A 24,584-nucleotide genomic window follows, 5' to 3' on the forward strand; every position below is an offset into this window, starting at 1 on the left:
GTAGCTGAGCTTCACGCTTGTGCCGTTCTCACCTGGGGTTCTCCGGGCAGGGCACGGCCTTTCCCGCAGCCATGCCCGGCCTTTTCTGGAGCCGTGCGCGGTCTTCTTGTGGCAGGGCATGGCTGCGGGACAGTGCGCGCGTTCGCGCACCGCCGTGGCGTTGTGTACGGCTGTTGCCCGGTCTCAGACCCGGGCCGGTGTCACCTGTCCGGTGAGCGCGGGCAGGCCCAGGTTGTCGCGCAGGGTCGTGCCTTCGTATTCGGTACGCAGCGATCCGCGCTCCTGCAACAGCGGGACCACGCGATCGACGAACTCGTCGATCCCGGCCGGTGTCAGGTGCGAGCCGATGATGAAGCCGTCGGAGCCGTCGCTCTGCACGAAGGCGTCGAGCCGGTCGGCCACCTGTGTGGGTGTGCCGACGAACTCGGTCCGACCGAACACGTGGATCGCCAGCTCACGCAGGGTGTATTTGTTGGCCTCGGCGATCTCCCGCCACTGCGCGACCGTCTCGGGCGCGTTCTGGTGGATCCGCGCCCGGCCCTGGATGAACGGCGGCGCTTCGGTGTCCGGATCCACGTCGGGCAGCGGACCGTCCGGGTCGAAGGCTGACAGGTCACGGTTCCAGACGGTCTCCAGCAGGACCTGCGCCCCACGGCCGCTGATCTGCGCGTACGTGATCTCGCGGTGCCGTTCGATCGCGTCGGCCTCGGTGTCACCGAGCACGAACGACGCGCCGGGCAGCACCTTCGGACGCCCGGGTACCCCGGAGCGCTGCCGGATGTCGCGGTAGAACGCCTGCGCCTCGGCCAGGGTGTGGTACGGCGAGAAGATCGCGTCCGGTCCCCCGCCTGCGGCGAACTCTCGCCCCTCGGAGGAGACTCCGGCCTGCAGGATGACGGGCTGTCCCTGCGGGCTGCGGGGCACGGTGAACCGGCCACTGATGTCGAACTGCCGGCCGCTGAACGCGAACGACCCGGCGTCCGGTCGCCGCAGGAATTGCCCGCTCTCCTTGTCGGCGACGATGTCGTCGTCGGCCCACGAGTCCCACAGCTGCCGGGCGGCGGCCAGGAATTCCTCGGCGCGGGTGTATCGGTCGGCCCGGTCCAGGAAGCCACCCCGGCGGAAGTTCCCGCCGGTGAACGCGTCCGACGAGGTGACGATGTTCCAACCGGCCCGGCCTCCGGACAGGTGGTCCAGCGTGGCGAGTTGGCGGGCCAGTTCGTACGGCTCGTTGAAGGTGGCGTTGACCGTGGCGATCAGGCCGAGATGCTCGGTGACCGCGGCGAGAGCGGTGAGCACGGTGATCGCGTCCGGGCGGCCGATGACGTCCTGGTCGAAGATCTCGCCCTGGCGTTCCCGCAGCGCGAGGCCTTCGGCGAGGAAGAAGAAGTCGAACTTGCCGCGCTCGGCGGCCTGCGCGGCGTGCCGGAACGTGGCGAAGTCGATCTGGCTGCCGGCGTCCGGGTCCGACCAGACGGTCGAGTGGTTCACCCCGCCCAGGTAGTGACCGAGAATGATCTGTTTCCGGGGTTTGCTCACAGTGACTTCCGTTCGTTCTAAACGGGCTGGTAACGGCTGGTCGGGCGGTCGAGGCCGAGATGGCCGCGCAGTGTGGACGACGTGTACCGCGTCCGGAACAAGCCTCGGCGCTGCAGCTCCGGCACGAGCAGGCCGGTGATCGCGGTCAGGTCGTCCGGCAGCACACCGGGCCGCAGCCGCACCCCGTCGTAACCGAGCTGGTGCAGCTCCTCGATGTGGTCGGCGATCGTGGTGACACTGCCGGCCAGGATCCGCGCGTCGGAGACGTGGTCGCTCGTGGCGGCTTTGTCCGGCCTTGCTTTGTCCGGCCTTGCTTTGTCCGTGTCGAGGTGGACCAGCAGGTCGGCGAAGATCTTCAGCTGGCCGTCGCGGCCCGCCGCGGCCACCTCCCGCAGCACCTCGTCACGGATCCGGATCGCGCCGGCGGTGTCGAGTGGCGTCACGAACAGCACGTCGGCCTGGCGGGCGGCCAGCCGGTACGGCACGGTCGCGTGCCCGAGCGCGGTGACCAGCGGCTGGCCCTGCGGCGGCCGCGGGGTGATCGACGGGCCTCGCACCGAGAACCACCGGCCCTCGAAGTTGATCCGGTGCAACCGGTCGCGGTCGATGAACCGGCCGGTCGTCACGTCGCGGATCTCGGCGTCGTCCTGCCAGCTGTCCCAGAGCCGGCGGACCACCTCGACGTAGTCGGCGGCCTCGTCGAAGCGCTCGGCGACGAACTGCTGGATCTCCGGCGTGTTCAGCAGCCGCAGGTTCAGGTCCGGCAGCTCCCGGCGGCCGAACAGCGCTGCCTCGCCGCCAAAGCCACCGGTCCGGATCTGGACGCCGGCCCGGCCGGTGCTGACGTAGTCGAGGGTGGCGATGTTCTTCGCGGTGTGGAACGGCTCGGTGTGGGTGGTGGTCACGACCGGGACGACACCGATGTACTCGGTCACGGGTGCGACGCGGGCCGCGATCCCCACGGCGTCGAGCCGTCCCCGGACCTGGTCGGTGCGCTCGTCCGGGGCGAAGGGGTCGGCGGATTGGATGGTGAGCGAGTCGTCGATGGTCGCGAAGTCCAGCAATCCGCGCTCGGCCTCGGCTAGCAGGCCGGACCAGTATCCGGCGGTCAGCAGGTCGCGAGGCCGTGCCTGCGGGGTGCGCCAGGCGGCCGGGTGCCAGCCGGCGCCGTCCAGGGCGACGGCGAGATGAAGCTGAGTCACAGAGGTTTCCTTTCCGGCACTCACCGCCGGGACCATTCCTCAGCCAGCAGCTGGTAGGAACGCACCCGGTCGGTGTGATCGTGGGTGATGGTGGTGATCGCCAGCTCATGCGCGCCGGTGGCGTCGCGCAGCTGCTCGAGCCTGTCCGCGACGGTCCGGGGAGAGCCGGTGAGCTGGGTTTCGGTGCGGTCCCGGACGAGTTCGCGATCCTGTTCGCTCCACTCGTGCCGGGCTGCCTGCTCGGGTGTGGGGAACGGGATCGCGCCGGATCCCTTCCGGATGCTGCGTACCCACAGGCCGTACCCGGCGGCCAGCTCGGCCGCGTGCGCATCGGTGTCGCCGACGACCACATCGGCGGAGACCGAGATGTGCGGCTCCGCGAGCTCCGCCGACGGACGGAAGGCTTTTCGGTACGCGCTGACGGCGTCGATGACGGTGCTCGGACTGTGGTGATAGCTGGCGACGAATCGCAGACCTTTCTCCCCGGCCACGCTCGCGCTGGCGCCACCGGAGGCGCCGAGGATCCACACCTGGATCGCGGCGCCCTCGCCGGGGTAGGCGTGCGCTCCGACACCGGCGGGTGAGGTGTAGGTGCCGGCGAGGAAGGCGAGGATGTCGCTGATCTGCGATGTGTAGTCCGGTGTGTAGGCGCCCGGTTGCTGCAGCAACGCCAGCTGGGTGGCGATCTTGGTGGCCGAGGTGGTCAGCAGCCGGGTGAAGTCGTACTGCTTGGGCAGCAGCAGGCCGTTGTCGGCGGTCTCCTCGACGGTGTGCGCGCCGTTCCCTCGTTTGGCGAGGTACGCCGCGACAGCCTCGGCGTTTCCTCCCTCGGCGTCACCTGCTGTTTTCTGTCTGCCGATCGAACGGCCGAGGCCGAGGTCGAGGCGGCCGGGGTAGGCGGCGTCGAGGAGCCCGAACTCCTCGACGATGGCGAGGGGCTGGCGGTGGCCGAGCTGCACCCCGGCGGAGCCGACCCGGATGGTGCTGGTGGCTCCGGCCACCAGCGCGATCGAGACGGCCGGCGAGGCGCCGAGGACACCGGGGTTGAGGTGGTGCTCGGCGAACCAGTACCGCTGGTATCCGAGACGTTCGGTGTGCTGGGCGAGATCGATCGCGTTGCGCACGGCCTCGGCCGGGCCGTCGCCGCTGCTGAGGGGTATGAGGTCGAGAACCGCCAGGGGCGTCGTGGTCATTGATGTCCTCCGTTCCCTGTTTCGGACTCTAGAGACCCGTGAGCGATTAGTCTATTAAAGCTATAGGATTAGAATGTTATGCGTGACGTTCACACGTCCCGCCTTCGATGCACCGCGAGGGCCACGGCCAGGAACACCAGCGGCCAGAGCAGGAACGCGAGCCATGCCGTCGTCGCGCTCGTGTAAAGGTCGCCGACGGCTTCCGGAGCGCCGTACGCCATGGTCAGGCGCTGCCAGCCCGGGAGGATCATCGCGTGGTGGACCGCCCTGACGGCCGGGTCGTCGCCGGTCAGCAGCTGCGGTGCGGCCACCAGCAGCAGGACACCGGTCACATAGACCGCGCCGGCGTGCCGCAAGATCACCGCGATGCCCAGCCCGACCAGGGCGCACACCGGCCCGACCAGAATCGCGGCCACCGTTTCCGGCATGCCGGGCATCCTCGACTGCCCCGCGACAGCGACCGAGCCCGCTGTGGCGCCCACGCCCACCACCGTCCACATCAGGGTGATCACGGCGGCTTTCGCCAGCAGCACTGCCGACCGCGCCGGCACGGCCACGGCCGTCGCCCGGATCAGGCCGCTGCTGTACTCGCCTGCCATGGCGGACGCGCCGGACGCGGTGGCCGCCACGATCAGCACCAGGCAACCCGCCAGAGGAAAGAAGGTGTCCTCGCTGTCGATCGCGGCCGACGCGAGGACGACCACGACGGTCAGCCCGAGCGTCCACCAGGTAGAGCGCAGCGAGCGGGCCTTCAACCACTCCGAAGCGATGAGGGCGGTCATCGGGCACCACCGGCCCGGTAATCGACGCTGCCCGCGGTCAGTGCGAAGAAGGCCTCCTCCAGGGAACCCGATGGGCCGGCCAGGTCCTGGATCGGCCCGGCGGCCAGCAGCCGGCCCTGCCCGATGACGACGATCTCGTCGGCCGTCTCCGCCATCTCACCGATCAGATGGCTGGAGAGGAAGACGGTGCGGCCTTCGGCGGCGAGCCGCCGGAACAGGCTCCGCGCCCAGCGGACACCCTCCGGGTCCATCCCGTTGACCGGCTCGTCGAAAATCAGGACCGGCGGGTCGCCGAGCAGCGCGGTCGCCACGCCGAGGCGCTGGCGCATGCCGAGCGAGAACGCGCCGACCCGGCGGCCGGCGACGCTGGTCAGGCCGGTCTCGCCGAGCACCTCGTCGACCCGGCCGCGGGGAAGTCCGTTGCTGCGGGCGAGGGCCGCCAGGTGAACGGCCGCCGTCCGGCCAGGGTGGGCCTGCTGCGCGTCGAGCAGCGCGCCCGCATGCCGCAAGCCGCGCCGATGGGACCGGAAGGACACCCCGCTGATGGTGGCTCTGCCGCTGGTCGGCGCGTCAAGGCCCAGCAGCACCCGCAGCGTCGTGGTCTTGCCCGCGCCGTTCGGCCCGAGGAAACCGGTGACCCGGCCCGGCCGGGCGATGAAGGACAGTCCCGCCACCGCGGTGGTGGCCCGGTAGCGCTTGACCAGCTCGTCGACTTGAATCATGCCGATTACGGTCTCGCGGGCCGCATCGCCGCGTCATCGGCCCACGGCAGGCATCCACTATCGACCTGGGTAGTCAGACCGTGGTCGGATTCGCATCTCCGCCGGCGTCGATACGATCGGCGGCATGCCTGCCACGTCGCGATTCCGCCCCCTGCCGCTCGCCGGCTGGGCGGCGTTGATTTGGGGCATCGCCGCGTTCGTCACCTTGCGCGGCTATTCCGGATTGCCGGGCATGCCCGGCGGGCTCGCCGACCGGCCGGCCTGGCGCTGGGCCCTGGTCGCGCTCTCGATCGCCGCAGCGGCGGTGGCGTGCTGGCAGATCCGTTCCCGTCCGCTCCCGGCACTGTTCCTTCTGGTGGTCCCGGCGGTCGTGCTGATCCTCGCTGTCGGCGAGCAGGGTCTCGCGAACGCTCCCGAGACCCTGCTCGCTCACTTCCTGCTCGCCGCCGACATCGTCTTCGGCTACCTCGTCGTGTCCCGCCCGCCGTGGACATGGGCGGTCGCCCTGGTCCCGATGCTGACAGCCCCGCCGTTGATGGCTCTGACCGCCGGGCTGCCGATGCGCTGGACCCTCTGGGTGGCATACATGCTGTCGCCACTCGTCGTGGCAGGTCTGCTCAGCTTCTCGATCCGCCAGGCGCGCGGCTACGCCCGCAGACTCAGCGAGCAGGCCGCCGCGCAGGCCGTCGTGGCGGAACGGCTCCGCATCTCTCGCGAGCTGCACGACCATGTCGCGCACAGCGTCGGCGTCATCGCCCTCCAGGCCGGTGCCGCGGCCCGGGTCATCGGTACCCGGCCCGACCGGGCACGCGACGCGCTGGAGGCTATCGAGACGATCAGCCGCGACACCCTTGCGGGCCTGCGCCGGATGCTCGGCGGCCTGCGCCTCCCCCATGACGAGGACGCCGCGCCACTGAGACCGGCTCCGACGCTGGCCGACGTCACCCACCTGGTGAGCACCGCAGCCTCCGGCTCCGGCGTACGGGTCGAGGTGCACTGGGCCGGTCACCGCCGGCCGTTGCCCGCCGACGTGGAGCTCTCCGCCTATCGGATCATCCAGGAGTCGCTCACCAACGTGCTGCGGCACGCGGATGCCGGGACCTGTGACATCTCGGTGTCGTACCTTCCGGCCGATCTGAAGATCGAGGTGGTCGACGACGGCCAGGGCGGGGAGGGCGGGGAGGGCACGGACGGTGGATACGGCCTGCTCGGCCTGCACGAACGCGTCGCGTTGCTGCGCGGCACGATAAGCGCCGGGTTCCGCGCCGAGGGCGGTTTCCGGGTGGCTGCCCGGCTGCCCGTCGACCCGGGTGGAGAGACGACATGACCATGCGGGTACTTCTCGCCGACGATCACGCCATGGTGCGCGACGCACTACAGATGGTGATCACCGACGCCGACGGCATCGAGGTCGTCGGAGAGGCTGCGACGGGGGTGGAGGCTGTCCGGCTCGCCGCCGAGCTCAAGCCGGACGTCATCCTGATGGACATCCGGATGCCGTGCATGGACGGCATCGAGGCGACCCGGCTGATCACCGCCACGGCCGAGCCGCCCAGGATCGTGGTGCTGACGACGTTCCCCGAGGACGCGTACGTTTATGGCGCTCTGCAGGCCGGGGCCTCGGGCTTCCTCGTCAAGGACATGTCTCTCGACGAGATCGTCGCCGCGATCCGGGTGGTCGCTGCCGGCGATGCGCTGATCGCCCCGAGCGTCACCCGCCGCCTCATCCAGATGATCACCAGCCGTCCCGGGCCGGTCACCGAGCTACCCGACCTGTCCGGAGTCACCGACCGCGAGCGCGAGGTCCTCGTCCTGGTCGGCATGGGCGCCACCAATGCCGAGATCGCCGAGCGGCTGCACATCACCACGCCGACGGTGAAGAGCTACGTCGGGCGGCTGATGTCCAAACTCACCGCCCGCGACCGAATCCAGCTGGTCATCCTCGCCTACCGCGCCGGCCTCGTCGCCCCTTGAACCAATGACCACCAGCGACCAACGACCGCCAGCCACGGGCCGCCAGCCACGGGCCACGGGCCGCCAGCCACGGGCCACCGGCCGCCAGCCACGGGCCACCGGCCACCGGCCACCGGCCACCGGCCACCGGCCACCATCGACCACCGCCATCCCCGCCGACCGCCGCCACCCCAGCCACGGGCGCCCTGAGCCTGGCCCGAAACCAACGACCACCAGCCACCCCGCCAACCTCCTCGGCCCGGCCTCAGGCGCGCCCTGATCCGGGAACGCCGGATGCTCGCCACACCCGCACGCGTCGCCGCACCCGCACGCGTCTGCTCAGCTGGCCGCCTCGGCTCAGCTCGCCACCCCCCGACTCAGCTCGCCACCCCCGGCTCGGCACCCCGCCCCCGCTCAGCTCACCACCCCGGCTCGACTGGCCGCGCCACAAGACCCAGCCGAAAATACTCAACCCACCGCCCCTCCTGCCGATCTACTCGGATCGGCAGGAGGGGGTCGGATGGCACGTCGGTGGATCGCGATCGGGGCGGTGGCTGTCGTCTTCACGGTGGCCGGAGTAACCCGCTTCGCCGGGCCGGAACCTACCGGTTCGACAAGCGCAGCGCCGACGCTCACCAAACCGACAAGCACCAAACCGACAGGCACCGAACCAACCAGCACCGAACCAACCAGCACCGGACCCTCGACCTCCCAGTCCGGCGCGCCCCTCTCGATTGCCGCCTGTCAAATCGCCACCGCAACGCGCCCCTACCCCAGATCTGACGCGGTGACCTGCGACTACACCTGGACCAGCACCGCCGGACGATCAAACGAGGACCCCGCCGACCCCGCCGACCCCGAATACGCCGGCGCCGCTCTGCCGACCGGCCTGTCCACTGACGGCCGGGGCTGCGTGACCGGGCCGAACAGGCCGGTCCTGGACACGGTGTTCCCGGTGTTGTCCTCGTCGTTCACGCCAGTGCCCGGCCTTACCGAGATCGCCTCGACCGTTCAGCTGCGCGGCATCAGCGACCGCGCCCACGCTCAGGACCTCGACCAGCCCGGTTACCGCTTCGGTGAGCGTGTCCTGACCGCCGAACTGGATCTCGCCATGCTCGGGACCCGGTTGCGGCAGGGTGAGTCGTACCGCTGGCGGGTGCGCGGCACCCCGCCGTCCGTTCCGGCGGGCGGCTGGTCGCCGTGGTGCGAGTTCACCATCGCCGGCAAGACCCTGGACGACCTCGGTCTGGACGACAGCCGCGGATACGACGTCGTGCTGCCCACCGCGACCTGGCGCAGGATCAGCGACGTGATGGGGCCGGTCGAGACATACGTCGGCGGCGGCACCTCGGCCCACGAGCCGATCGCGATCGCTGCCAGGAGTACGTCATCCCGGGCGCAGGTGACGATGAGCGGTTCGGACTGGGAGGGAATCGTCAACGCCTTGGCGTACCACGCCTCGGAGCAGGGTGAAGTGTCGTATTGGGAGCTCGCCGATCTCGTCTCCGCGGCCCTGGACGGCCCGCCGCACCCGACGATGGGCTTCCCGCGTCCGTAGGCCGGCATCGATCGGCGTTATCGTTGCCGGCATGGACGGGAAGCGCGCCACCCTCGCTGATGTCGCCCGCGTGGCCGGGGTCTCGCGGGCGACCGCATCCCGGGCGATCAACGGCATGTACGGCACGTCGGAGACCATGCGTGACCACGTGCGCGCGGTCGCCGCGCGGCTCGGTTTCGAGCCGCACACGGTGGCCCGCGCGCTGGCCACCGGCAAAGCGAGCGCGGCGCGGCGTGAACGCATCGAGGTGCTGATCGTCGATCCGGATCCGGCAGCGATGAGCGCCAAGCCGTTCTACGGCCGGGTGCTGACCGGCGCCATGCGCGCGCTCGGCGATCAGGACATCTCCCTGGAGGTACGCCGTGTCGCCGAGGCCCCGGCAGCCCCTGGCACCCGAGACGACGACCCACCGTTCGGACGCCTGCTCATCAACGTTTCGGGGCCGGCCGGTGCGGCGTACGCACGACGTTCCCGCACGGTCGCCCTGGGCCGGTCGGCGCCGGGCGTCACATTCGTCGCCCCGGACAACGACAGCGGCGGCTACCAGGCCGCCATGCATCTGGTCAGCACCGGCCGCCAGCGGATCGGCGCGGTCTTCGGCCCGCCCACGCCGTGCGCGCTGGAACGCAGGGCCGGATTCCTGCGGGTGATGGCCGGCGCGGCCCAGACCGTGGTCGCCGCCGACGGCGACTTCACCCGGGCCCGTGCGTACGCGGCGACCGTCGAACTGCTGGCCCGCGAGCCCCGGCTCGACGCGGTCTTCGCGGCCTGCGACGTCACCGCGATGGGTGTGCTCCAGGCGCTGCGCGAGGCCGGCCGCCGGGTGCCGCACGACGTCGCGGTCGTCGGCTTCGACGGCAGCACCCTGGCCGAGGCCGCCGATCTGTCCTCGGTGTACATGCCGGTCGAGGACGAGGCCGCCTCGGCGATCCACCACCTGCTCGACCCGGCCCTGCCGGCACCGGGCCGGCTGCCGACCACCCTGACGGTCCGCGGCTCCAGCTGAAGCTTGACTCGGGGCAGCAAACGCTCCCCGAGCCAATGATCCATAAATCCGCCAGCACACAAGATCAGGCAATGCGCAATGCCACTTTAAATGCGAGTCACACTCGCGAAGTCCGCCTTTTAGATCTTGTTTGCATATCGCTGAGTAAGATCACGTTTACAGTTCCACCAGTAAGTTGCTCCAACATGATCAAATAAACATAATACGGCCCATGGATCGCCAAAGCCTGTGGCACGCGTCGTGGCCTGCCATACGTCTCGCCCGGGGATCTTCAGGGCGACTCTTACCCAAGCGGCTCGTCGGACGGTACCGCCGAGCCGTGAAGGAGAATTTCGCACGTCACCGCCTCGGCTTCGTCAACGAACAGACCGCCACGAGCACGGTCGACGTGATGAAAATATACGTGCCCCTGGAATATCAGGCCGGCGAGGAACGCAAAGACGTCTACGAGTGGCTACGCCGTCAGATGCGGGTGGTCATCCTTGGCCCACCCGGCGCCGGAAAATCCATGCTGCTCAAGCATTCGATGCTCATCTGGGCTGGTGAGAGCACCCCAAGGTCAGCCCGGTTGCCGGTCCTGATCGACCTCCATCGCTGCAATGCCAACAACACCACACTCGATCAGATGATCCATGAGGAGTTGTCCCGCAACGACATCCGCATGAACCCCGCTCTCCTGGACATCTCGCTCCGCGAGGGCAAGCTGGCACTTCTGCTCGACGGCCTGGACGAGGTGAGCCAGGAGGATCAGAATCGCGTGTCGATGCTACTGAGGGACTTCGCGCGAAAGTACTCAGGGTGCCAAATGCTGGTGACCTGTCGTTCCGCCGCTTATTCCGGCCAGCTGCAGACGGAATTCATGGAGCACGTGCAGGTCGCGGATTTCGACGATGCCAACATTCGACGGTTCCTGACGAACTGGCCGAACATGACGGACGCGGATTCGACCAGGCTTTTCTACGACCTTCAGCACAATCAGAATCTGATGCGCCTGGCGGCGAGTCCGTTACTACTGACGATGATCGCCTACATTCACACCGAAGTTCTCGCGAAAAACGGGCGTAGCCTGCCCGGGAATCGACCAGCCTTCTACGAGATGGCCATCGACCACCTCCTCAAACGAGATCATGACCTGGCACGCCACAACGCGATCTCCGTATACGACTGGCAGGAGAAGCTCGCCGTCCTGCAGAAGATCGCGTTGACGTTGCAGGAGACCCCCACGACCCGCCCTGACCGGCGATCGATCGACGGCGCCGAGCTCATCGCCATCACCAAGCGGATCCTGCCGGACCTCAACCTGGGCCCGGAGCACGCGAAGCTGCTGATCGACGAGATCGATCAGCGAAGTCAGCTCCTCGTGAAGCTCGACAGGCGCAGCTCCCGGTACGCCTTTCCGCACCTCACCCTCCAGGAGTACCTGGCCGCGGTCGAGCTGACCGCCCAGCCGGAGACGCTGCTGCAGCGTTACTTCGCCGATCGGCCCGCGTGGCGGGAGACCGTCAAGCTCTGGTGCGGAGCCTCCAGCAGAGACTGCACCGACGTCGTACGCACGATCCTCAACTCGGCAAGTCATGGGGACCAGATCCTCGCCCTGGAGTGCCTGGCGGAGGCCAAACGCATCGACGACACGTTCGCCCGTGAGGTGATCGTCGACTCGATGCGGGCGACGACGTCCCTGAGCTGGGACGAAAGGGCGGTGACGGCCGCTTTCGCAGCCGTCGCCGCGGACGGCAGGCCGCGCGGCGAGTTCACGTTCAACCTTCTCGTCGATCAAGCCAAGGGCGGCGAGGAACCTGGAGCGCGATGGTCGATGGCCGCCCTCGCCGGCACCCGGCTCCCCCGCGCCGCCGCCTTCCTCTCCGAGCTCGCCGCAGCGGGCGATCCGCAGGCACGCGCGGCGCTACGGTCCATGGGAGAGCAAGCCATCACCGCGCTGACGTCCGCGGCCTGGGCAGGTTCGCTGCAAGCCCTCGACGACCTGGCCGTCGTCGGCACACCGGCGGCCAGCGAAGCGCTCACCTCCATGCTCTGGAACGACGACGCCAAAGCAGTACGGTCGGCGTGGCATCTTGCCGCTCTCATGCAGAATTCGGAAATCGAGGCGAATCTGCGTCTCAGTGACGTCAGCGTCCGGACCGAATGCAAAAGGATTGATTGGGTGTGGCAGCCGTTCAGCAACGGGGCCTCCACCAAGTTCGAAATCATCGTCGGCCGTGTCGCCTATCTCGTCGATCGAGGATTCATCCAGGAGATTCCTTCCGAGGTCAAGCAGATCGACCCTCGACTGGCCATTCCGTTAGGAATCATTGCCGCGGTTTCCGAACTGAAGCCCGTGGACACGTCACCGAGCGAGGACCTCATGCGGGAATTCGGCTCTCTCGGTCTCAACGTCCGGCAGTTTCCGCATTGGCTGGCGGGTGAACGCGCCTTGAGTTCCTTTTATCAGACCACGATGCCAGCTCGGGTCGCCTCCGTCTGCGACCACGTCCTGGACGCCCACCACGTCTCGCCGTACCGCAAGCGCATCATCCGGATGATGGACGACCGGACCTACGTCGAGGCGATCGTCCGGGTCTTCTGCCGTTTCCGGCCGAAGGCGTCGAAGGAGCAGTGGCTCACCGTCCAGGACGACCCGGCGAAGCCCCGGCTTCTGAAGTCGTGTGCGTACCTGTCGGTCGGACTCCTGGTCGCCTGCCTCATCGTGCTGGGCATCGGCCGCGCTGTCGGCACCGTCGCCGGCGTCTGGCCCTGGGGTCCGCCCGGCCTCAGCGCGGTTCTCACCATCCTGGTCATTCCGGTTCTGGCTGTCGCGTTCTTCGCGTTCATCAACGACATCTTCGACGCTTTCAATTTCGCCGATCCGCTTGTGGACTTCCTCGAGAAATTCGTCGGCAGGTACCCGTGGGCGGTGGCGCTCTGGGCCGCGGTCTCCGTCAGCGGATTGACAACATTGGCGTTGAGTGCCGTCGCCAGCTGGACGAATTGGCCGGTAGCCGTCGCCGCTCTCGCCTTTCTCGTTGCGCAGTCCTATTTTCTGACACTGCGTTACCGCGATCGGATATCCGCCATTGACAACGCGTTGCGCCCGATCCGTGACCGCGCCCAGCTCAATGCTTCCAACCGCCTGTCGATTATCGGAAACAGCCTTTGATCCAGATCATCTACCCGAGGAATATCCCGTGCCGGAAAGTCCCGAACAGCGTTCCCGCGCCTGCCGCAACAGCCTTCTGCGCTGGTTCTATCAGCAGCGGATCGCCAACGTCTATCTGCCGATCACGGCGGAGTTCGCCAACGACGAAACCGCGGTGTGGGAGAACGTCCCCTTCTCGTCGAGCGAGGTACAGGACGCGGCCGAGTACCTCGCCCACAAGAAGTTGATCGAGGGTGCCGTCGTCCCCCAGATCCGGGGTCCTATCCGGGCGGACATCACCACCGACGGCATAGATTGCGCCACCGATTGGAAGGGCGACGTGGCAGAGTACCTCCGCAACCAGCGTGGTTACGGGCCGACCATCAACCAGGGACCGGTATTTCACGGCAATACCCAGGGAGGCCAATGGGCATGGGGTAATCGCGACGTGACGCAGAACCACACGGTCACGGAGATCGCGCCCGGGTTCGAGCCGCTGGCCCACGCCGTGGCCACGATCCTCGCCGGACTCCCCGCGTACGGCCTGGACCCGGACGACCGGCAGGATGCCGAGGACGCCGCCAATGAGGTCCTCGCCGAGGTCAGCCGGCCTCAGCCGGAGCCACGCCGGGTGCGCCGGGCCGTCGCCGCACTCCGCGGGTTCCTCATGCCCATCGCCGCGACTGCCGCACGGAATGAAGTGCAGGTTCTGGCCCAGCACGGCATCGACCAGCTCAACGCCGCCGTCGGCATGTGAGGTCCGTGCGCGGCCCCGGTACCATCCGGCTTCCGCCGGATGATCGCAGGGAGAGCTCCGTGAAACGCACCCTGCTCCTCCTGCTCGTCCTCGTCACCGGTGGTGGCTGGCTGATCGCCGGTGCCGCTCACGACCTGCGCCGCGAGCACGTCACCTCTGCCGGCGTCCCGCTCGACGTGGTCCACCCGGCCACCACCGGCCGTCACCCCGGAGTCGTCGTCGCGCACGGATTCTCCGGGTCGGCGAAGCTGATGGCGCCGTTCGGCGACACCCTCGCGGCCAGCGGTTACGTGGTCGTCCTGCTCGATTTCACCGGCCACGGCGCCAACACCACACCCCTGCCGGATCAGGCCGCCGGCACCGACGCGTCCACCCGTGCCCTGCAGCACGATCTCGGCGTCGCGCTCGCCCACCTGCGCTCCCTGCCCGACGTCGACCCCGCCCAGGTCGCGCTGGTCGGGCACTCGATGGGCGCCGGCGCCGTCACCCGTTACGCCGCCGCGCACCCCGACGTCACAGCGACCGTGGCGATCTCGCTGCCGGACGACGCCGTCGCCTCCCCCGAAGGACCCGCACGCCTGCTCACCATAGCCGGCGCCCTGGAATTCTCCGGCTTCCGCTGGGTCGCTTCCACGGTCGCCGCGCAGCGCGGCGACCGCGCGGTCCGGATCGTCCCCGGCGTCGAGCACATCTCCATTCTGTACGCCCCGGAGGCGCACCGTGAGACAGTCACGTGGCTCGACTCCAGCTTCGATCGGCACCGCGACACCGCATCGATCCCGTTCCCGGCGCGACGCCTCGCCGGCACGGTTCTGCTGGTGCTGGCCTTCCTGATCGGCTTCTATCCGCTCGTCGCGCTGCTCGCCGACCCGGCCAACGATCCCCGGCCGCGTCTGGGAAACCCGGCGGCCGAACCGCGGCCGATGAAGGCCCGCATCGCGACGACAGCCCGGCTCACAGCGGTGGCGGCCGTCGCGGCAGTGATCGGCGCGGTGATCGCCCGGTTCCTGCCGACGACCCGGCTGCCGCTGGCGATCGCCGGATACGTCATCGGGTACGCGGCCGTCACCGGAGTCCTTCTGTACGCGTACGCGAGGACCCGCCCCGCATCGACGAAAACCGCGATCAGCCGTCCCCGTCTGCTGCTCGCCGTACCGTATGCGGTGCTCGCTATTTCCGTACCCGTGCATGTGGGAATGACCCACGCCTGGCCGGTGGGGAACCGCTGGTGGTTGCTTTTGATCCTCTGGTTGGCTTTTGCCCTGCTCGCCTACGGCGGCGAACGTGTCGCCGGAGGCGACGCGCTGAGCCTGCTCGCGATCGCCGCGGTCTTCGTGATCGTCCTGGCGGCCGCGGCCGTCACCGGGCTGACCCACGGTTTTGTGATCCTGGCGCTGTTCCCTCTGATCGGCCTGATGCTGTGGCAGGCGGTGTGGAGCGCGATCCTGAACCGGTTCGCGGTATCCGCCTGGGTGATCGCGCTGACCGGCTCGATCGTCGTGGCGTGGCCGCTCGCGGTAGCGCTGCCCCTCATCTGAGGCAACCTTTTCGCGTCCGGCGGCCACTTGTCCGGTTGTGACCACACATTCTCGCCGCACGCTGCTGAAGAAAGCCGCGATCACCGCGGCGTCCGTCCTCACCGTGGCGGGCGCCGGCATCGCCGCGATCGGTACGGCCGACGCCGCCACTGCCACCACCTTCTACGTCGCGACGACCGGCAGCGACAGCAACGCCGGCACCCTCGCCGCCCCGTTCGCGACCATCCAGAAAGCGATCGGCGCGGTCGCGGCCGGCGGCACGATCGCGGTACGCGGCGGCACGCATGCGCTGACCAGCAACATTCAGATCACCAAGAGCGGCACGGCCGCCGCACCGATCACGCTGACCGCCTACAACAGCGAGAAGGTGATCATCGACGGTGAGGCGCTGGGATACACCCCGGGCGCCGTGGGCTCCTCGATCCCGGCCGCGCAGCGCGGCGCGATCCACATGGAGGCGTCGTACTGGAAGCTGTCCGGCCTGGAGATCACCCACGGGCCCTACGGCGTGTACTGCAACAAATGCAACAACAACACGTTCGACCGGCTGGTCGTGCACGACAACTACGAGACCGGGTTCCAGCTGCAGGGCGCCTCGGCGAACAACCTAATCCTGAACCTGGACAGCTACCAGAACCGTGATCCGCGCAAGAACGGCGAGAGCGCCGACGGCCTCGGCATCAAGGAGGGCAGCGGCACCGGCAACATCGTGCGCGGCGCCCGGCTGTGGAACAACGTCGACGACGGATTCGACGCCTGGAGCTTCAGCTCACCGATCACGATCCAGAACTCGATCGCGTACGGCAACGGCTACAACCGCTGGAGCATCCCGAACTTCTCCGGCGACGGCAACGGCTTCAAGCTCGGCGGCAGCAGCGGCACCGGGCCGGCCGCGAGCCACGCCGTCAGCAACAGCATGGCGTTCAGCAACGCCGCGCACGGTTTCACCGACAACGGGAACACCGGGGCGATCACGGTGGGGCGGTCCACGGCGTACAAGAACGTCAAGACCGGCTTCGACGTCGACGGCGGCTCGACCTCGAAGCTGACCGCGAACCTCGCGTCCGGTAACGGCACCGCGGTGGCGCTCGGCAAGTCCACCGCCTCGGGGAACTCGTGGAACATCGGCGGGACCTGGACGCTGCTGAGCACCAGCACATCGGTGATCACCGGGGCGCGGGCCGCGGACGGCTCGATCCCGTCGTCGAGCTTCCTCGTCCCGGCGAACGGATCAGCGGTGGGGGCGAAGATCTGATCACCTGCGGGTCTGGCGGAGCCAGGCCTCCTGATCGGCGTCGGGCATGATCTCCCGGACCTCCTGCGCGCAGCGACAGGCGGCGGCGATCTTCGCGGCCCACGCGAGGGCTTCCTCGCGGGTGGCCACGTCGACGACGGCGAACCCGCCGACGGCCACCTTGGCGGCGGGGTCCGGGCCTTCGGCGATCGTCCCGTCGGTGGCCACGATGGTCGCGGTCTGCCGTTCGACGCCACCACCGAGGACCCAGACCCCGGCGTCCATGGCCTCCTGAACCACCGCGTGCGAGGCCTTGCCGACGTCGGGCCAGTCCTCGTCGCGGATGTGGCTCATCGCGCCGTCGTCGAACGAGATCAGGTAGTGGGTCATCGGATGACTCCCTCCGAGTCGCGGTCAGCCGGACCAGTATGCGACCGGACAGCCGGCGGTGCCCGACTCGGGCATGATGTGGCGATGGTCGATACCGCAACGCTGCTGGCCGCCTATGACGCGCAGATGCGCATGCCGCCCGGTGCCGTCCCGGCCGGGGTGACCCACGAGCACGACGGACCGGTCCTGCGGGTGGTCGGCGCGCACGTGGGGCGGGTCCGGGCACCGCGCGACATCGGTGTCACCGGTGCCGCATTGGACCGGCTGATCGCCCGGCAGCGGGACTACTTCCAGGCCCGCGGCGAGGGCGTCGAGTGGAAGGTGCGGGGCCACGACCTGCCCACGGATCTTCCCGAGCGGCTGGTCGCGGCCGGTTTCGTGGCCGGGGAACCGTCGGCGGTGCTCATCGGGATGGCCGAGGAGGTCGCGGCCGAGCCGGTCCTGCCCGACGGTGTGGTGCTGCGCCAGGTCAGCGAGCCCGCGGACATGCGCCGGATCGCCGAGCAGCAGACCGCGGTGTGGGGGTTCGACTGCTCCTGGGTCGAGGACGACCTCACTACCCGGGTGGACGCCGGCCCCGACGAGATGACCATCCTGGTCGCCGAGGCCGGCGGCCGGGTCGTCAGCTCCGCCTGGGTGATCTACCACTCGGGCTCCGACTTTGTCGCGCTGCTCGGCGGCACGACGTTGCCGGAGTGGCGCGGGCGTGGCCTGTACGGCGCACTGCTCGCCGCCCGGGCCCAGGAAACGGCCGCCCGCGGTTTCCGGCTGCTGCACGTCGACGCGTCACCGGAGAGCGCCCCCATCCTGCGCCGCCGCGGCTTCCAGGAAATCACGACATCGAGGCACTACCACTGGAACCCACCGAAGTAGACGTCCCAGCGGGCGCTGGGTGGCCGCCGTTCGTACTCATCGCGCAGCGCAAGGACGGCGGTGACGCCGGACCGGTGACCTGCACCATCACCGTGGACGGCAAGCTGCTCGCCTCCACCACCGCCGAGGGCAGGTACGCCGCACCCCAGTGCAGCGGCTCCGGCTGACCCCACGCAGGAGACCCTCACCAGGCGGGCCGGGCGCCGGGCCGATACGGTCGACACATGTCGGGCAACGCGTTGATCATGTATGAGACCAGCAGTGACGGCATCACCCTGCGCGCCGCGCTGGCCGGGGAGCTGGACCTCGCGGACGCCGACGAGGTCCGCGACAACCTCGCGGCCGCCGCGCAGGCCTCGCAGTGCCGGTTCCTGCAGGTGGACGTCTCCCGCGTCGATCTGATCGATTCGTACGCCCTCGGCGCGCTGATCAGCGCCCGCAACACCGCCGCCGCGGCGGGCGTCACGCTGACCCTGATCCACCCGTCGCCGCCGGTGGCGAAGGCCATCGCGGTGACCGGCCTGTCGGCGGCGTTCGGTCTCGGCGGCTGACCGGCGCCGGCGCTACGATTCGCATCCAAGATCAGAACCCCAGGAGGGCTCCATGACCCAGCCGGTCATCTACGACGTCGCGATCGCCGATCTCCAGGGCAAGCCGCTGGATCTCGCCCAGTTCCGCGGCACCGCCACCCTGGTCGTCAACGTGGCGTCACGCTGCGGGCTCACCCCGCAGTACGCGGTGCTCGAGGAGCTGCACAAACGGTACGCCGACCAGGGCTTCAGCGTGCTCGGCGTGCCGTGCAACCAGTTCGCCGGCCAGGAGCCCGGCACCGCTGAGGAGATCTCCGAGTTCTGCAGCGCGACCTATGGCGTGACTTTCCCGATGACCGAGAAGGTGGAGGTCAACGGCGACGGACGGCACCCGCTGTACGACGCGCTGACCACCGAGCCGGACGCCGACGGGTACACCGGCGACATCCGGTGGAACTTCGAGAAGTTCCTGATCGGTGCGGACGGCAGTGTCGTCGCCCGGTTCGGCCCGCGCACCAGCCCCGACGAGGCCGCCGTGGTCTCCGCCATCGAAGCGGCGCTGCCGGCGGTCAAATAAGCGACGCCCTGACCCCGGGGTGGGTGAGACCGGTCACGGCAGGCGACGACATAGAGTCACCTACAGGATCGTCGAAAAAATGGGGAGCGGATCGTGAGTCAGAACGTGCTGGCGTCGTCGGCGGGGGTTGCCGCACAGGCGGGCCGGAGGCGTACGTTCGCGGTGATCTCGCACCCGGATGCCGGTAAGTCCACGATGACCGAGGCCCTCGCCCTGCACGCCCGGGTGATCGGGCAGGCCGGCGCGGTGCACGGCAAGGGTGACCGCCGGGGCGTCGTGTCCGACTGGATGGCGATGGAGCAGGAGCGTGGCATCTCGGTCACCTCGGCCGCGCTCCAGTTCTCCTACCAGGACGTCGTCATCAACCTGCTGGACACGCCCGGCCACGCCGACTTCTCCGAGGACACCTACCGGGTGCTGACCGCGGTGGACAGCGCGGTCATGCTGCTGGACGCGGCGAAAGGCCTGGAGCCGCAGACGCTGAAGCTGTTCGAGGTGTGCCGGCAGCGCAGCATCCCGGTGATCACGTTCATCAACAAGTGGGACCGGCCCGGCCACGACGCTCTCGCCCTGATGGACGAGATCGAGGAGCGGATCGGGCTGAAGCCGACGCCGCTGACCTGGCCGGTCGGCATCGCCGGGCACTTCCGCGGCGTGATCGACCGCCGCACCGAGGTGTTCACCCGAATGCAGCGCTCCCCCGGTGGCGCCGACCTCGCCATCGAGGAGGAGATGAGCCCCGAGGCGGCGGCCGAGCTCTACGGCGCCGACTGGGAGACCGCGAACGAGGAACTGCAGCTGCTCGCGATGACCGGCGCGGACTTCGACGACAAGGAGTTCCTGGCGGCCCGGAGCACGCCGGTGCTGTTCGGCGCGGCGGTGGCGAACCTCGGCGTACGACAGCTGTTGAATGTTCTTCTGGAGCTGGCGCCGCCGCCGTCGGCGCGACCGACGGTGTCCGGGACCGACAAGCCGGTCGACAGCGCGTTCTCCGGGTTCGTCTTCAAGATCCAGGCGAACATGAACCGCACCCACCGTGACCAGGTCGCTTTCGTACGCGTCTGCTCCGGCCGCTTCGAGCGCGGCATGCTCGTGACGCACGGCGACACCGGTCGGCCGTTCACCACGAAGTACGCCCAGCAGATCTTCGGCCAGGGCCGCGACACGATCGACGAGGCGTTCCCCGGCGACGTGATCGGTCTGGTCAACGCGACCGCGCTCGGCATCGGCGACACCCTCTACGTCAGCGAGCCGGTGAAGTACCCGGCCCTGCCGTCGTTCCCGCCGGAGCACTTCGCGGTGGTGAGCACCTCGGACACCGCGGCGTTCAAGCGTTTCCGGCGCGGCATCGAACAGCTCGACGGCGAGGGCGTGGTCCAGGTGCTGCGCTCCGATCAGCGTGGCGACCAGTCCCCGGTGCTCGCGGCCGTCGGCCCGATGCAGTTCGAGGTGGCCACCCACCGCCTGGAGGCCGAGTTCGGGGTGAAGACCCAGCTCAACCACCTTCCGTACGAAGTGGCGGCGCGCACCGACGAGGCCGGCCGGGAGATCCTGCGGACCGAGTCGAACGTCGAGGTCATGACCCGGGTACGCGACGGCGCCCTGCTCGCGCTCTTCCCGCACCGGTGGCGGATGCGCTCCGTCGCGGGCCGGCACCCCGACCTGCGTCTCGACGACTGACCCTCAGCCGGGCCGGCCGTCGTGCAGTTCCCTCACAAGGGACGACACGACGGCCTTGAGGCTTCCGCCGCTGGCCGCGGCGACCTTCAGCTGCCGCTGATAACTGGCGCCCTGCCGGATGATGTCGTGCACGTGCTCCAGCTCGCCCGCGCAGTCGAGCGCGTCGGCGATCGGGGCGAGGGCCGGCAGCAGGTGGCCGAGGTCCTCGGTGACCAGCCGTTCGTCGCCGGCCGCGTTCTGGATGATGATGGCGTCCATCCCGTACCGGGCGGCGCGCCATTTGTTCTCCCGGACGAACCAGGGCTGCATCTTCGGCACCTCGCGCCCGGCGTCGAGCTCGCGGGAGAAGTGCTCGACCAGGCACTGGGTCAGCGCCGCGATCGCGCCGATCTCGTGGGCGGTCGGGATGCCGTCGAAGGTGCGCACCTCGATCGTGCCCCACTTCGGCGACGGGCGGATGTCCCAGCGCAGCTCGTTGAGCTCCTCGATGACGCCGACGTGTTTCAGGTCGGCGACCAGCGACTCGTACTGTCCCCAGTCGGTGAACTGCGGCGGCAGCCCGGCGGTCGGCAGCTGCTGGAACATCAGGGCGCGGTTGGACGCGTACCCGGTGGTCTCCCCCGCCCAGAACGGGCTCGACGCGCTGAGCGCCTGGAAGTGCGGCAGGTAACTGAGCAGCCCGTCGATGATGGGAAAGACCTTGCGGCGGTCTTCGACCGCCACATGGACGTGGACGCCCCAGATCATCATCTGCCGGCCCCACCATCGGGTACGGTCGATGAGCGTGTCGTATCGCGGATTGTCCGGTGTGACCCGCTGCTGGAACCACTGGCTGAACGGGTGCGTGCCCGACGACAGCAGGTCGACGCCCATCGGCTCGGCGAACCCGCTGACCCGCTCGACGAGCCGGGTGAGGTCGTCGACGGCGTCCCGGGTCCGGTGGTGCGGCGCGCTGACGATCTCGACGGTGTTGGTGAGCAGCTCACCGGTCACGTGCGGGAAGGACTCCGCGGGCCCGAGTTTCGCCAGCAGCTCCGGCGCGGCCGGGGCGAGCTCACCGCTGCGCCGGTCGACGCACGCAATCTCCCACTCGATGCCGAGACGCGACCTCACCGAGGAGCCGAAGTCAATGGTCATGAACCGGCCCCGCCGATGATCATGATTCACATCTTACCCGTCAACTCCGATCGATGCGATGGGCCGTGGCCAGCCCCACTCCTCCCGCCCGCGACGCGGTGGAGGGTGGCTCGCCGCCACCCTCCACCATCTCAGCCCGGCAGCACCGGAGCGGCCGCCAGCTCGTCCATGCCGGGGAACGGGTTCTCCGGTCGCGCCCGGCGGTACGCGGCCTCGACGAACGACAGTGGCGCCCACTTCGACGGCTGGTGATCGATCTGCCGCGCCACCGTCTCGATGAGCCGTTCCCGCAGGTCCAGCCACGGGAACGCGGCATGGGCGGACTCCAGCACGGCCCGATCCACCTCCTCGGCGCCGAACCCGAAGATGTCCGCACCGATGCCGAAGTGCGCCAGCGCGACCTCGGGCCGCTTGTGCGCGGCGATGCCCGGTGACGTGTGCAGCGCGACGGCGTCCCAGATCAGCGTGACAGCCGGTTCCCGCAAGCCGTACTCGCGAGCCAGCTCCGCGGCCCGGAAGGCACCGTCCACCTCGAACCGGTTCGGCCCGTCGCCCTCCCCGGTCAGGCCGATGTCGTGCAGCACGGTGGCGACGAACAACACCTCGTCGTCGTAGTCGGCCCCGGCCACGAGTCCCCGCCCCAGGCCGATGCTGCGCGCGTAGAAGTAGCTGCGCACGCTGTGGTTGAGCAGGAACGCCGGCGAGTGCTCGGTGGCCAGCCGCAGCGCGGCCTCGGCCGCCGCGGTGCGCGGCCAGCTGCCGATCAGCTCCGGAAGAGCGGTCAGGTCCTTCACCGTACGGCTTCCGTCAGCGCCACGTGGTCCGCGATGACCGTCTCGGCGTCGCGCAGTTCGCCGGCGAGGTTCGTCTGCTCGAAGTACGTGTACCAGCCGGACTGCTCGACGCCGGCCAGGAAGGCCGCGGCCAGTTCCCGCGACGGGGCCTGCCAGACGGCGAACCACTGGTGCGGGCTCGCGTAGGCGACGTCCTGATCGGCGGCGCCCCAGCCGAGGGTCACCACGCCGATCCCGGCGAGCTGCTTGATCGCCTCGCGGATACCCGCGAACAGGGCGGAACGGGTGGCTTCGTCCGCGCTGTGGAAGGCCGGCTTCGGTGTCCAGATCTCAACGACGACGTACATGGTCGGTGTCCTCTCTCGGGGTGTGGCACCACGCTACGAGCGGGGCTGGCCCCCGTACGATGGCCTGATGGACATTGATCCCAAGGATCTGGCCAACGTCGCGGTGGTGGTCCAGCCGGGCACGGTCGCGCTGGACCTGGCCGTGCCGATCCAGGTGTTCGGCCGCTGGCCGGAGCACCTGGCCGCGGCCAACCCGTACACGCTGGCCGTGGCCGGCGCGGGCCCGATCGACGGACCGCTGGTGCCCCGTGACCTTCAGCCGCTGGAGCGCATCGCGTCGGCCGGGACGGTGATCGTGCCCGGTGTCGACGATCCGTCGGTGCCCCCGGACCCGGCCCTCGTCGAGCAGTTGCGTGCCGCGTACGCCCGGGGCAGCCGCATGGTGTCCATCTGCACCGGCGCGTTCGCCCTGGCAGCGGCCGGTATCCTGGACGGCCGGGCGGCCACGACGCACTGGCGATGGGCCGGGCTGCTCCGGGACCGCCACCCGGCCGTCCAGGTCCGCGAGGCGGAGCTGTATGTGACGGACACCGGCGTCTACACGTCAGCCGGCGTGCTGGCCGGCACTGATCTGTGCCTGCACCTGCTCCGCACCGATCTGGGCCAGGCGGCGGCCAACGACATGGCCCGGTTTCTGATCAGCCCGCCGCACCGCGACGGCGGCCAGGCACAGTTCATCGAGCCGATGACTCCGCGCGGCGACCCGGACATCGCCCGGCTGCTCGCCTGGATCCAGCTCAACCTGCACGAGCCGCTCACCCTGGAGCTGATCAGCGGTCACAGCCTCCTGAGCTCGCGGACGCTGCGCCGCCGCTTCCGCGAGGCGACCGGGACCAGCGTGCTCAACTGGGTGATCCTGCAGCGGGTGGCCCGCGCTCGCGCTCTGCTGGAGACCACGTCGCTGGGTGTCGACGAGATCGCCCACCGCTGCGGCTTCGGCTCGGCCGAATCCTTGCGGGTGCATTTCCACGCGCACACCCGCACCAGCCCGTCGCATTACCGGCGGACTTTTGGCGTCACGATGCCCGGAGCAACGTCAGGCGGGTCGTGATCTCGGTGACCGTGCGGTCCAGTGGCGGCCAGCCGAACCCGGGCGCGGAGAGCCGCGCGCCGATGACGCCGTGCAGGGCGGCCAGCAGGTGGACCGCGTCGGTGCGCGGGTCGGCCGAGGCTGAGGATCCGTCAGCGGCACAGGCCGCGATCAGCTCCACCATCTTGTCGAGTGCCGCGCCGGCCAGCGCGTCGGAGCCCGGCACGTGCGTGAAGATCAGGGCGTACCGCGCCGGGCGGGCGAGGCCCAGCTCCACATAGGCACGAGCGCGGGCCAGCAGCCGGGCCGCCGGCGACGGCAGACCGTCCTCGGCGGCCGCGGTGACCTGGATGACCTGCGCGAACGTGTCCCGGCGCAGCTCTGCCAGCAGGGCGGGCAGGTCGGCGAAGTGCCGGTAGACGGCCGGTGCGGTGACCCCGGCGGCGCGCGCGACCGCTCGCAGGGTCACGCCCGCCGGACCCTGCTCGTCGAGCACGCCGAAGGCGGCGTCCACCAGCTCCCCGCGCAGTCGCTCGCCCTGCCCCCGGGTGTTCTGAGTCCTCGTCACGCCAACACTTTACACGCGTTTACTGTGACGCCCCACTCAAC

The 24,584-nt window shown here is 69.4% G+C and carries 23 protein-coding genes; 13 read left to right on the plus strand and 10 right to left on the minus strand.

The genetic code is table 11. The features are described from left to right. Nucleotides 1–183: 183 nt before the first annotated feature. From B0I29_RS30020 to B0I29_RS30040, 5 genes are all read right to left on the minus strand, one after another. On the minus strand, nucleotides 184–1,539 hold the full coding sequence (locus B0I29_RS30020) for an NtaA/DmoA family FMN-dependent monooxygenase (RefSeq protein WP_111652481.1): 1,356 nt from the start codon (nucleotides 1,537–1,539) through the stop codon (nucleotides 184–186). Between the two features lie 17 nt (nucleotides 1,540–1,556). Then, nucleotides 1,557–2,741 carry an LLM class flavin-dependent oxidoreductase gene (locus B0I29_RS30025; RefSeq protein ID WP_245972819.1) on the minus strand — a complete coding sequence of 395 codons (1,185 nt, stop codon included), beginning with the start codon at nucleotides 2,739–2,741 and terminating at the stop codon, nucleotides 1,557–1,559. Between the two features lie 20 nt (nucleotides 2,742–2,761). Continuing rightward, nucleotides 2,762–3,934, minus strand: coding sequence for an LLM class flavin-dependent oxidoreductase (locus B0I29_RS30030; protein WP_111652483.1), 1,173 nt, complete (start codon nucleotides 3,932–3,934; stop codon nucleotides 2,762–2,764). 89 nt (nucleotides 3,935–4,023) lie between these two features. After that, nucleotides 4,024–4,716 carry a hypothetical protein gene (locus B0I29_RS30035; protein ID WP_111652484.1) on the minus strand — a complete coding sequence of 231 codons (693 nt, stop codon included), beginning with the start codon at nucleotides 4,714–4,716 and terminating at the stop codon, nucleotides 4,024–4,026. Then, a complete protein-coding gene (locus tag B0I29_RS30040) occupies nucleotides 4,713–5,438 on the minus strand; it encodes an ABC transporter ATP-binding protein (protein ID WP_111652485.1) in 726 nt (241 codons plus the stop codon). Before B0I29_RS30040 ends, B0I29_RS30035 begins: the two co-directional genes overlap by 4 nt. 124 nt (nucleotides 5,439–5,562) lie before the next feature. Between B0I29_RS30040 and B0I29_RS30045 the strand changes: the two genes are divergently transcribed. The 8 genes from B0I29_RS30045 to B0I29_RS30080 all read left to right on the plus strand — a co-directional run bounded on the left by B0I29_RS30045 (nucleotide 5,563) and on the right by B0I29_RS30080 (nucleotide 16,638). Beyond that, nucleotides 5,563–6,765 carry a sensor histidine kinase gene (locus B0I29_RS30045; RefSeq protein ID WP_111652486.1) on the plus strand — a complete coding sequence of 401 codons (1,203 nt, stop codon included), beginning with the start codon at nucleotides 5,563–5,565 and terminating at the stop codon, nucleotides 6,763–6,765. Next, nucleotides 6,762–7,412, plus strand: a complete 651-nt coding sequence (locus B0I29_RS30050) for a response regulator (protein ID WP_111652487.1) — start codon at nucleotides 6,762–6,764, stop codon at nucleotides 7,410–7,412. The genes B0I29_RS30045 and B0I29_RS30050 overlap by 4 nt, the downstream gene beginning before the upstream one ends. Nucleotides 7,413–8,178: 766 nt before the next feature. Next, nucleotides 8,179–8,949, plus strand: coding sequence for a hypothetical protein (locus B0I29_RS30055; protein WP_111652488.1), 771 nt, complete (start codon nucleotides 8,179–8,181; stop codon nucleotides 8,947–8,949). A 31-nt stretch (nucleotides 8,950–8,980) separates the two neighbouring features. Then, nucleotides 8,981–9,955, plus strand: a complete 975-nt coding sequence (locus tag B0I29_RS30060; protein WP_111652489.1) for a LacI family DNA-binding transcriptional regulator — start codon at nucleotides 8,981–8,983, stop codon at nucleotides 9,953–9,955. A gap of 319 nt (nucleotides 9,956–10,274) precedes the next feature. Next, nucleotides 10,275–13,109: an NACHT domain-containing protein gene (locus B0I29_RS30065; RefSeq protein WP_181558037.1), complete on the plus strand. Its 2,835-nt coding sequence runs from the start codon at nucleotides 10,275–10,277 to the stop codon at nucleotides 13,107–13,109. Between the two features lie 28 nt (nucleotides 13,110–13,137). Continuing rightward, nucleotides 13,138–13,845, plus strand: a complete 708-nt coding sequence (locus B0I29_RS30070; protein ID WP_111652491.1) for a hypothetical protein — start codon at nucleotides 13,138–13,140, stop codon at nucleotides 13,843–13,845. A 59-nt stretch (nucleotides 13,846–13,904) separates the two neighbouring features. Beyond that, nucleotides 13,905–15,383: a dienelactone hydrolase family protein gene (locus B0I29_RS30075; RefSeq protein WP_181558038.1), complete on the plus strand. Its 1,479-nt coding sequence runs from the start codon at nucleotides 13,905–13,907 to the stop codon at nucleotides 15,381–15,383. A gap of 37 nt (nucleotides 15,384–15,420) precedes the next feature. Continuing rightward, a complete protein-coding gene (locus B0I29_RS30080) occupies nucleotides 15,421–16,638 on the plus strand; it encodes a right-handed parallel beta-helix repeat-containing protein (RefSeq protein WP_245972820.1) in 1,218 nt (405 codons plus the stop codon). Here the strand turns inward: B0I29_RS30080 and B0I29_RS30085 are convergent, their stop codons facing one another. Continuing rightward, nucleotides 16,639–17,007, minus strand: coding sequence for a YciI family protein (locus B0I29_RS30085; RefSeq protein WP_111652493.1), 369 nt, complete (start codon nucleotides 17,005–17,007; stop codon nucleotides 16,639–16,641). Between the two features lie 84 nt (nucleotides 17,008–17,091). Between B0I29_RS30085 and B0I29_RS30090 the strand changes: the two genes are divergently transcribed. The 4 genes from B0I29_RS30090 (at nucleotide 17,092) to B0I29_RS30105 (ending at nucleotide 20,667) form a co-directional block, all read left to right on the plus strand. Further along, nucleotides 17,092–17,880: a GNAT family N-acetyltransferase gene (locus tag B0I29_RS30090; protein WP_111652494.1), complete on the plus strand. Its 789-nt coding sequence runs from the start codon at nucleotides 17,092–17,094 to the stop codon at nucleotides 17,878–17,880. 224 nt (nucleotides 17,881–18,104) lie between these two features. Continuing rightward, nucleotides 18,105–18,431 carry an STAS domain-containing protein gene (locus B0I29_RS30095; RefSeq protein WP_111652495.1) on the plus strand — a complete coding sequence of 109 codons (327 nt, stop codon included), beginning with the start codon at nucleotides 18,105–18,107 and terminating at the stop codon, nucleotides 18,429–18,431. Nucleotides 18,432–18,483: 52 nt separating this feature from the next. Beyond that, nucleotides 18,484–18,987, plus strand: a complete 504-nt coding sequence (locus B0I29_RS30100) for a glutathione peroxidase (RefSeq protein WP_111652496.1) — start codon at nucleotides 18,484–18,486, stop codon at nucleotides 18,985–18,987. A gap of 93 nt (nucleotides 18,988–19,080) precedes the next feature. Continuing rightward, nucleotides 19,081–20,667, plus strand: coding sequence for a peptide chain release factor 3 (locus tag B0I29_RS30105; RefSeq protein ID WP_111652497.1), 1,587 nt, complete (start codon nucleotides 19,081–19,083; stop codon nucleotides 20,665–20,667). A gap of 3 nt (nucleotides 20,668–20,670) precedes the next feature. Here B0I29_RS30105 and B0I29_RS30110 read toward each other — a convergent pair whose 3' ends face one another. From B0I29_RS30110 to B0I29_RS45980, 3 genes are all read right to left on the minus strand, one after another. After that, nucleotides 20,671–21,804, minus strand: coding sequence for a glutamate--cysteine ligase (locus B0I29_RS30110; RefSeq protein ID WP_111652498.1), 1,134 nt, complete (start codon nucleotides 21,802–21,804; stop codon nucleotides 20,671–20,673). Between the two features lie 131 nt (nucleotides 21,805–21,935). After that, on the minus strand, nucleotides 21,936–22,598 hold the full coding sequence (locus B0I29_RS30115) for an HD domain-containing protein (RefSeq protein WP_181558039.1): 663 nt from the start codon (nucleotides 22,596–22,598) through the stop codon (nucleotides 21,936–21,938). Beyond that, nucleotides 22,595–22,945 (minus strand): DUF6616 family protein, encoded by a 351-nt coding sequence (locus tag B0I29_RS45980; RefSeq protein WP_181558040.1) that lies wholly within the window; start codon nucleotides 22,943–22,945, stop codon nucleotides 22,595–22,597. The genes B0I29_RS30115 and B0I29_RS45980 overlap by 4 nt, the downstream gene beginning before the upstream one ends. Before the next feature lie 67 nt (nucleotides 22,946–23,012). On the opposite strand from B0I29_RS45980, the gene B0I29_RS30120 reads away from it, so the two are divergent. After that, the gene (locus B0I29_RS30120) at nucleotides 23,013–23,996 is read left to right on the plus strand and encodes a GlxA family transcriptional regulator (RefSeq protein ID WP_111652646.1); all 984 of its coding nucleotides are present in this window, start codon (nucleotides 23,013–23,015) and stop codon (nucleotides 23,994–23,996) included. Here the strand turns inward: B0I29_RS30120 and B0I29_RS30125 are convergent. Beyond that, a complete protein-coding gene (locus B0I29_RS30125) occupies nucleotides 23,962–24,543 on the minus strand; it encodes a TetR/AcrR family transcriptional regulator (RefSeq protein ID WP_111652500.1) in 582 nt (193 codons plus the stop codon). The two genes, B0I29_RS30120 and B0I29_RS30125, sit on opposite strands and share 35 nt — an antisense overlap. Between the last annotated feature and the right edge of the window lie 41 nt (nucleotides 24,544–24,584).

It is taken from the genome of Actinoplanes lutulentus, assembly GCF_003259845.1.
In the GTDB taxonomy this organism is placed as follows: domain Bacteria; phylum Actinomycetota; class Actinomycetes; order Mycobacteriales; family Micromonosporaceae; genus Actinoplanes; species Actinoplanes lutulentus.

Coding starts and splice junctions, on each gene's coding strand:
- B0I29_RS30030 (WP_111652483.1), bottom strand. CDS start 3,934: ATGACCACGACGCCCCTGGCGGTTCTCGACCTCATACCCCTCAGCAGC.
- B0I29_RS30035 (WP_111652484.1), bottom strand. CDS start 4,716: ATGACCGCCCTCATCGCTTCGGAGTGGTTGAAGGCCCGCTCGCTGCGC.
- B0I29_RS30040 (WP_111652485.1), bottom strand. CDS start 5,438: ATGATTCAAGTCGACGAGCTGGTCAAGCGCTACCGGGCCACCACCGCG.
- B0I29_RS30045 (WP_111652486.1), top strand. CDS start 5,563: ATGCCTGCCACGTCGCGATTCCGCCCCCTGCCGCTCGCCGGCTGGGCG.
- B0I29_RS30050 (WP_111652487.1), top strand. CDS start 6,762: ATGACCATGCGGGTACTTCTCGCCGACGATCACGCCATGGTGCGCGAC.
- B0I29_RS30060 (WP_111652489.1), top strand. CDS start 8,981: ATGGACGGGAAGCGCGCCACCCTCGCTGATGTCGCCCGCGTGGCCGGG.
- B0I29_RS30085 (WP_111652493.1), bottom strand. CDS start 17,007: ATGACCCACTACCTGATCTCGTTCGACGACGGCGCGATGAGCCACATC.
- B0I29_RS30090 (WP_111652494.1), top strand. CDS start 17,092: ATGGTCGATACCGCAACGCTGCTGGCCGCCTATGACGCGCAGATGCGC.
- B0I29_RS30095 (WP_111652495.1), top strand. CDS start 18,105: ATGTCGGGCAACGCGTTGATCATGTATGAGACCAGCAGTGACGGCATC.
- B0I29_RS30100 (WP_111652496.1), top strand. CDS start 18,484: ATGACCCAGCCGGTCATCTACGACGTCGCGATCGCCGATCTCCAGGGC.
- B0I29_RS30110 (WP_111652498.1), bottom strand. CDS start 21,804: ATGACCATTGACTTCGGCTCCTCGGTGAGGTCGCGTCTCGGCATCGAG.
- B0I29_RS45980 (WP_181558040.1), bottom strand. CDS start 22,945: ATGTACGTCGTCGTTGAGATCTGGACACCGAAGCCGGCCTTCCACAGC.
- B0I29_RS30120 (WP_111652646.1), top strand. CDS start 23,013: ATGGACATTGATCCCAAGGATCTGGCCAACGTCGCGGTGGTGGTCCAG.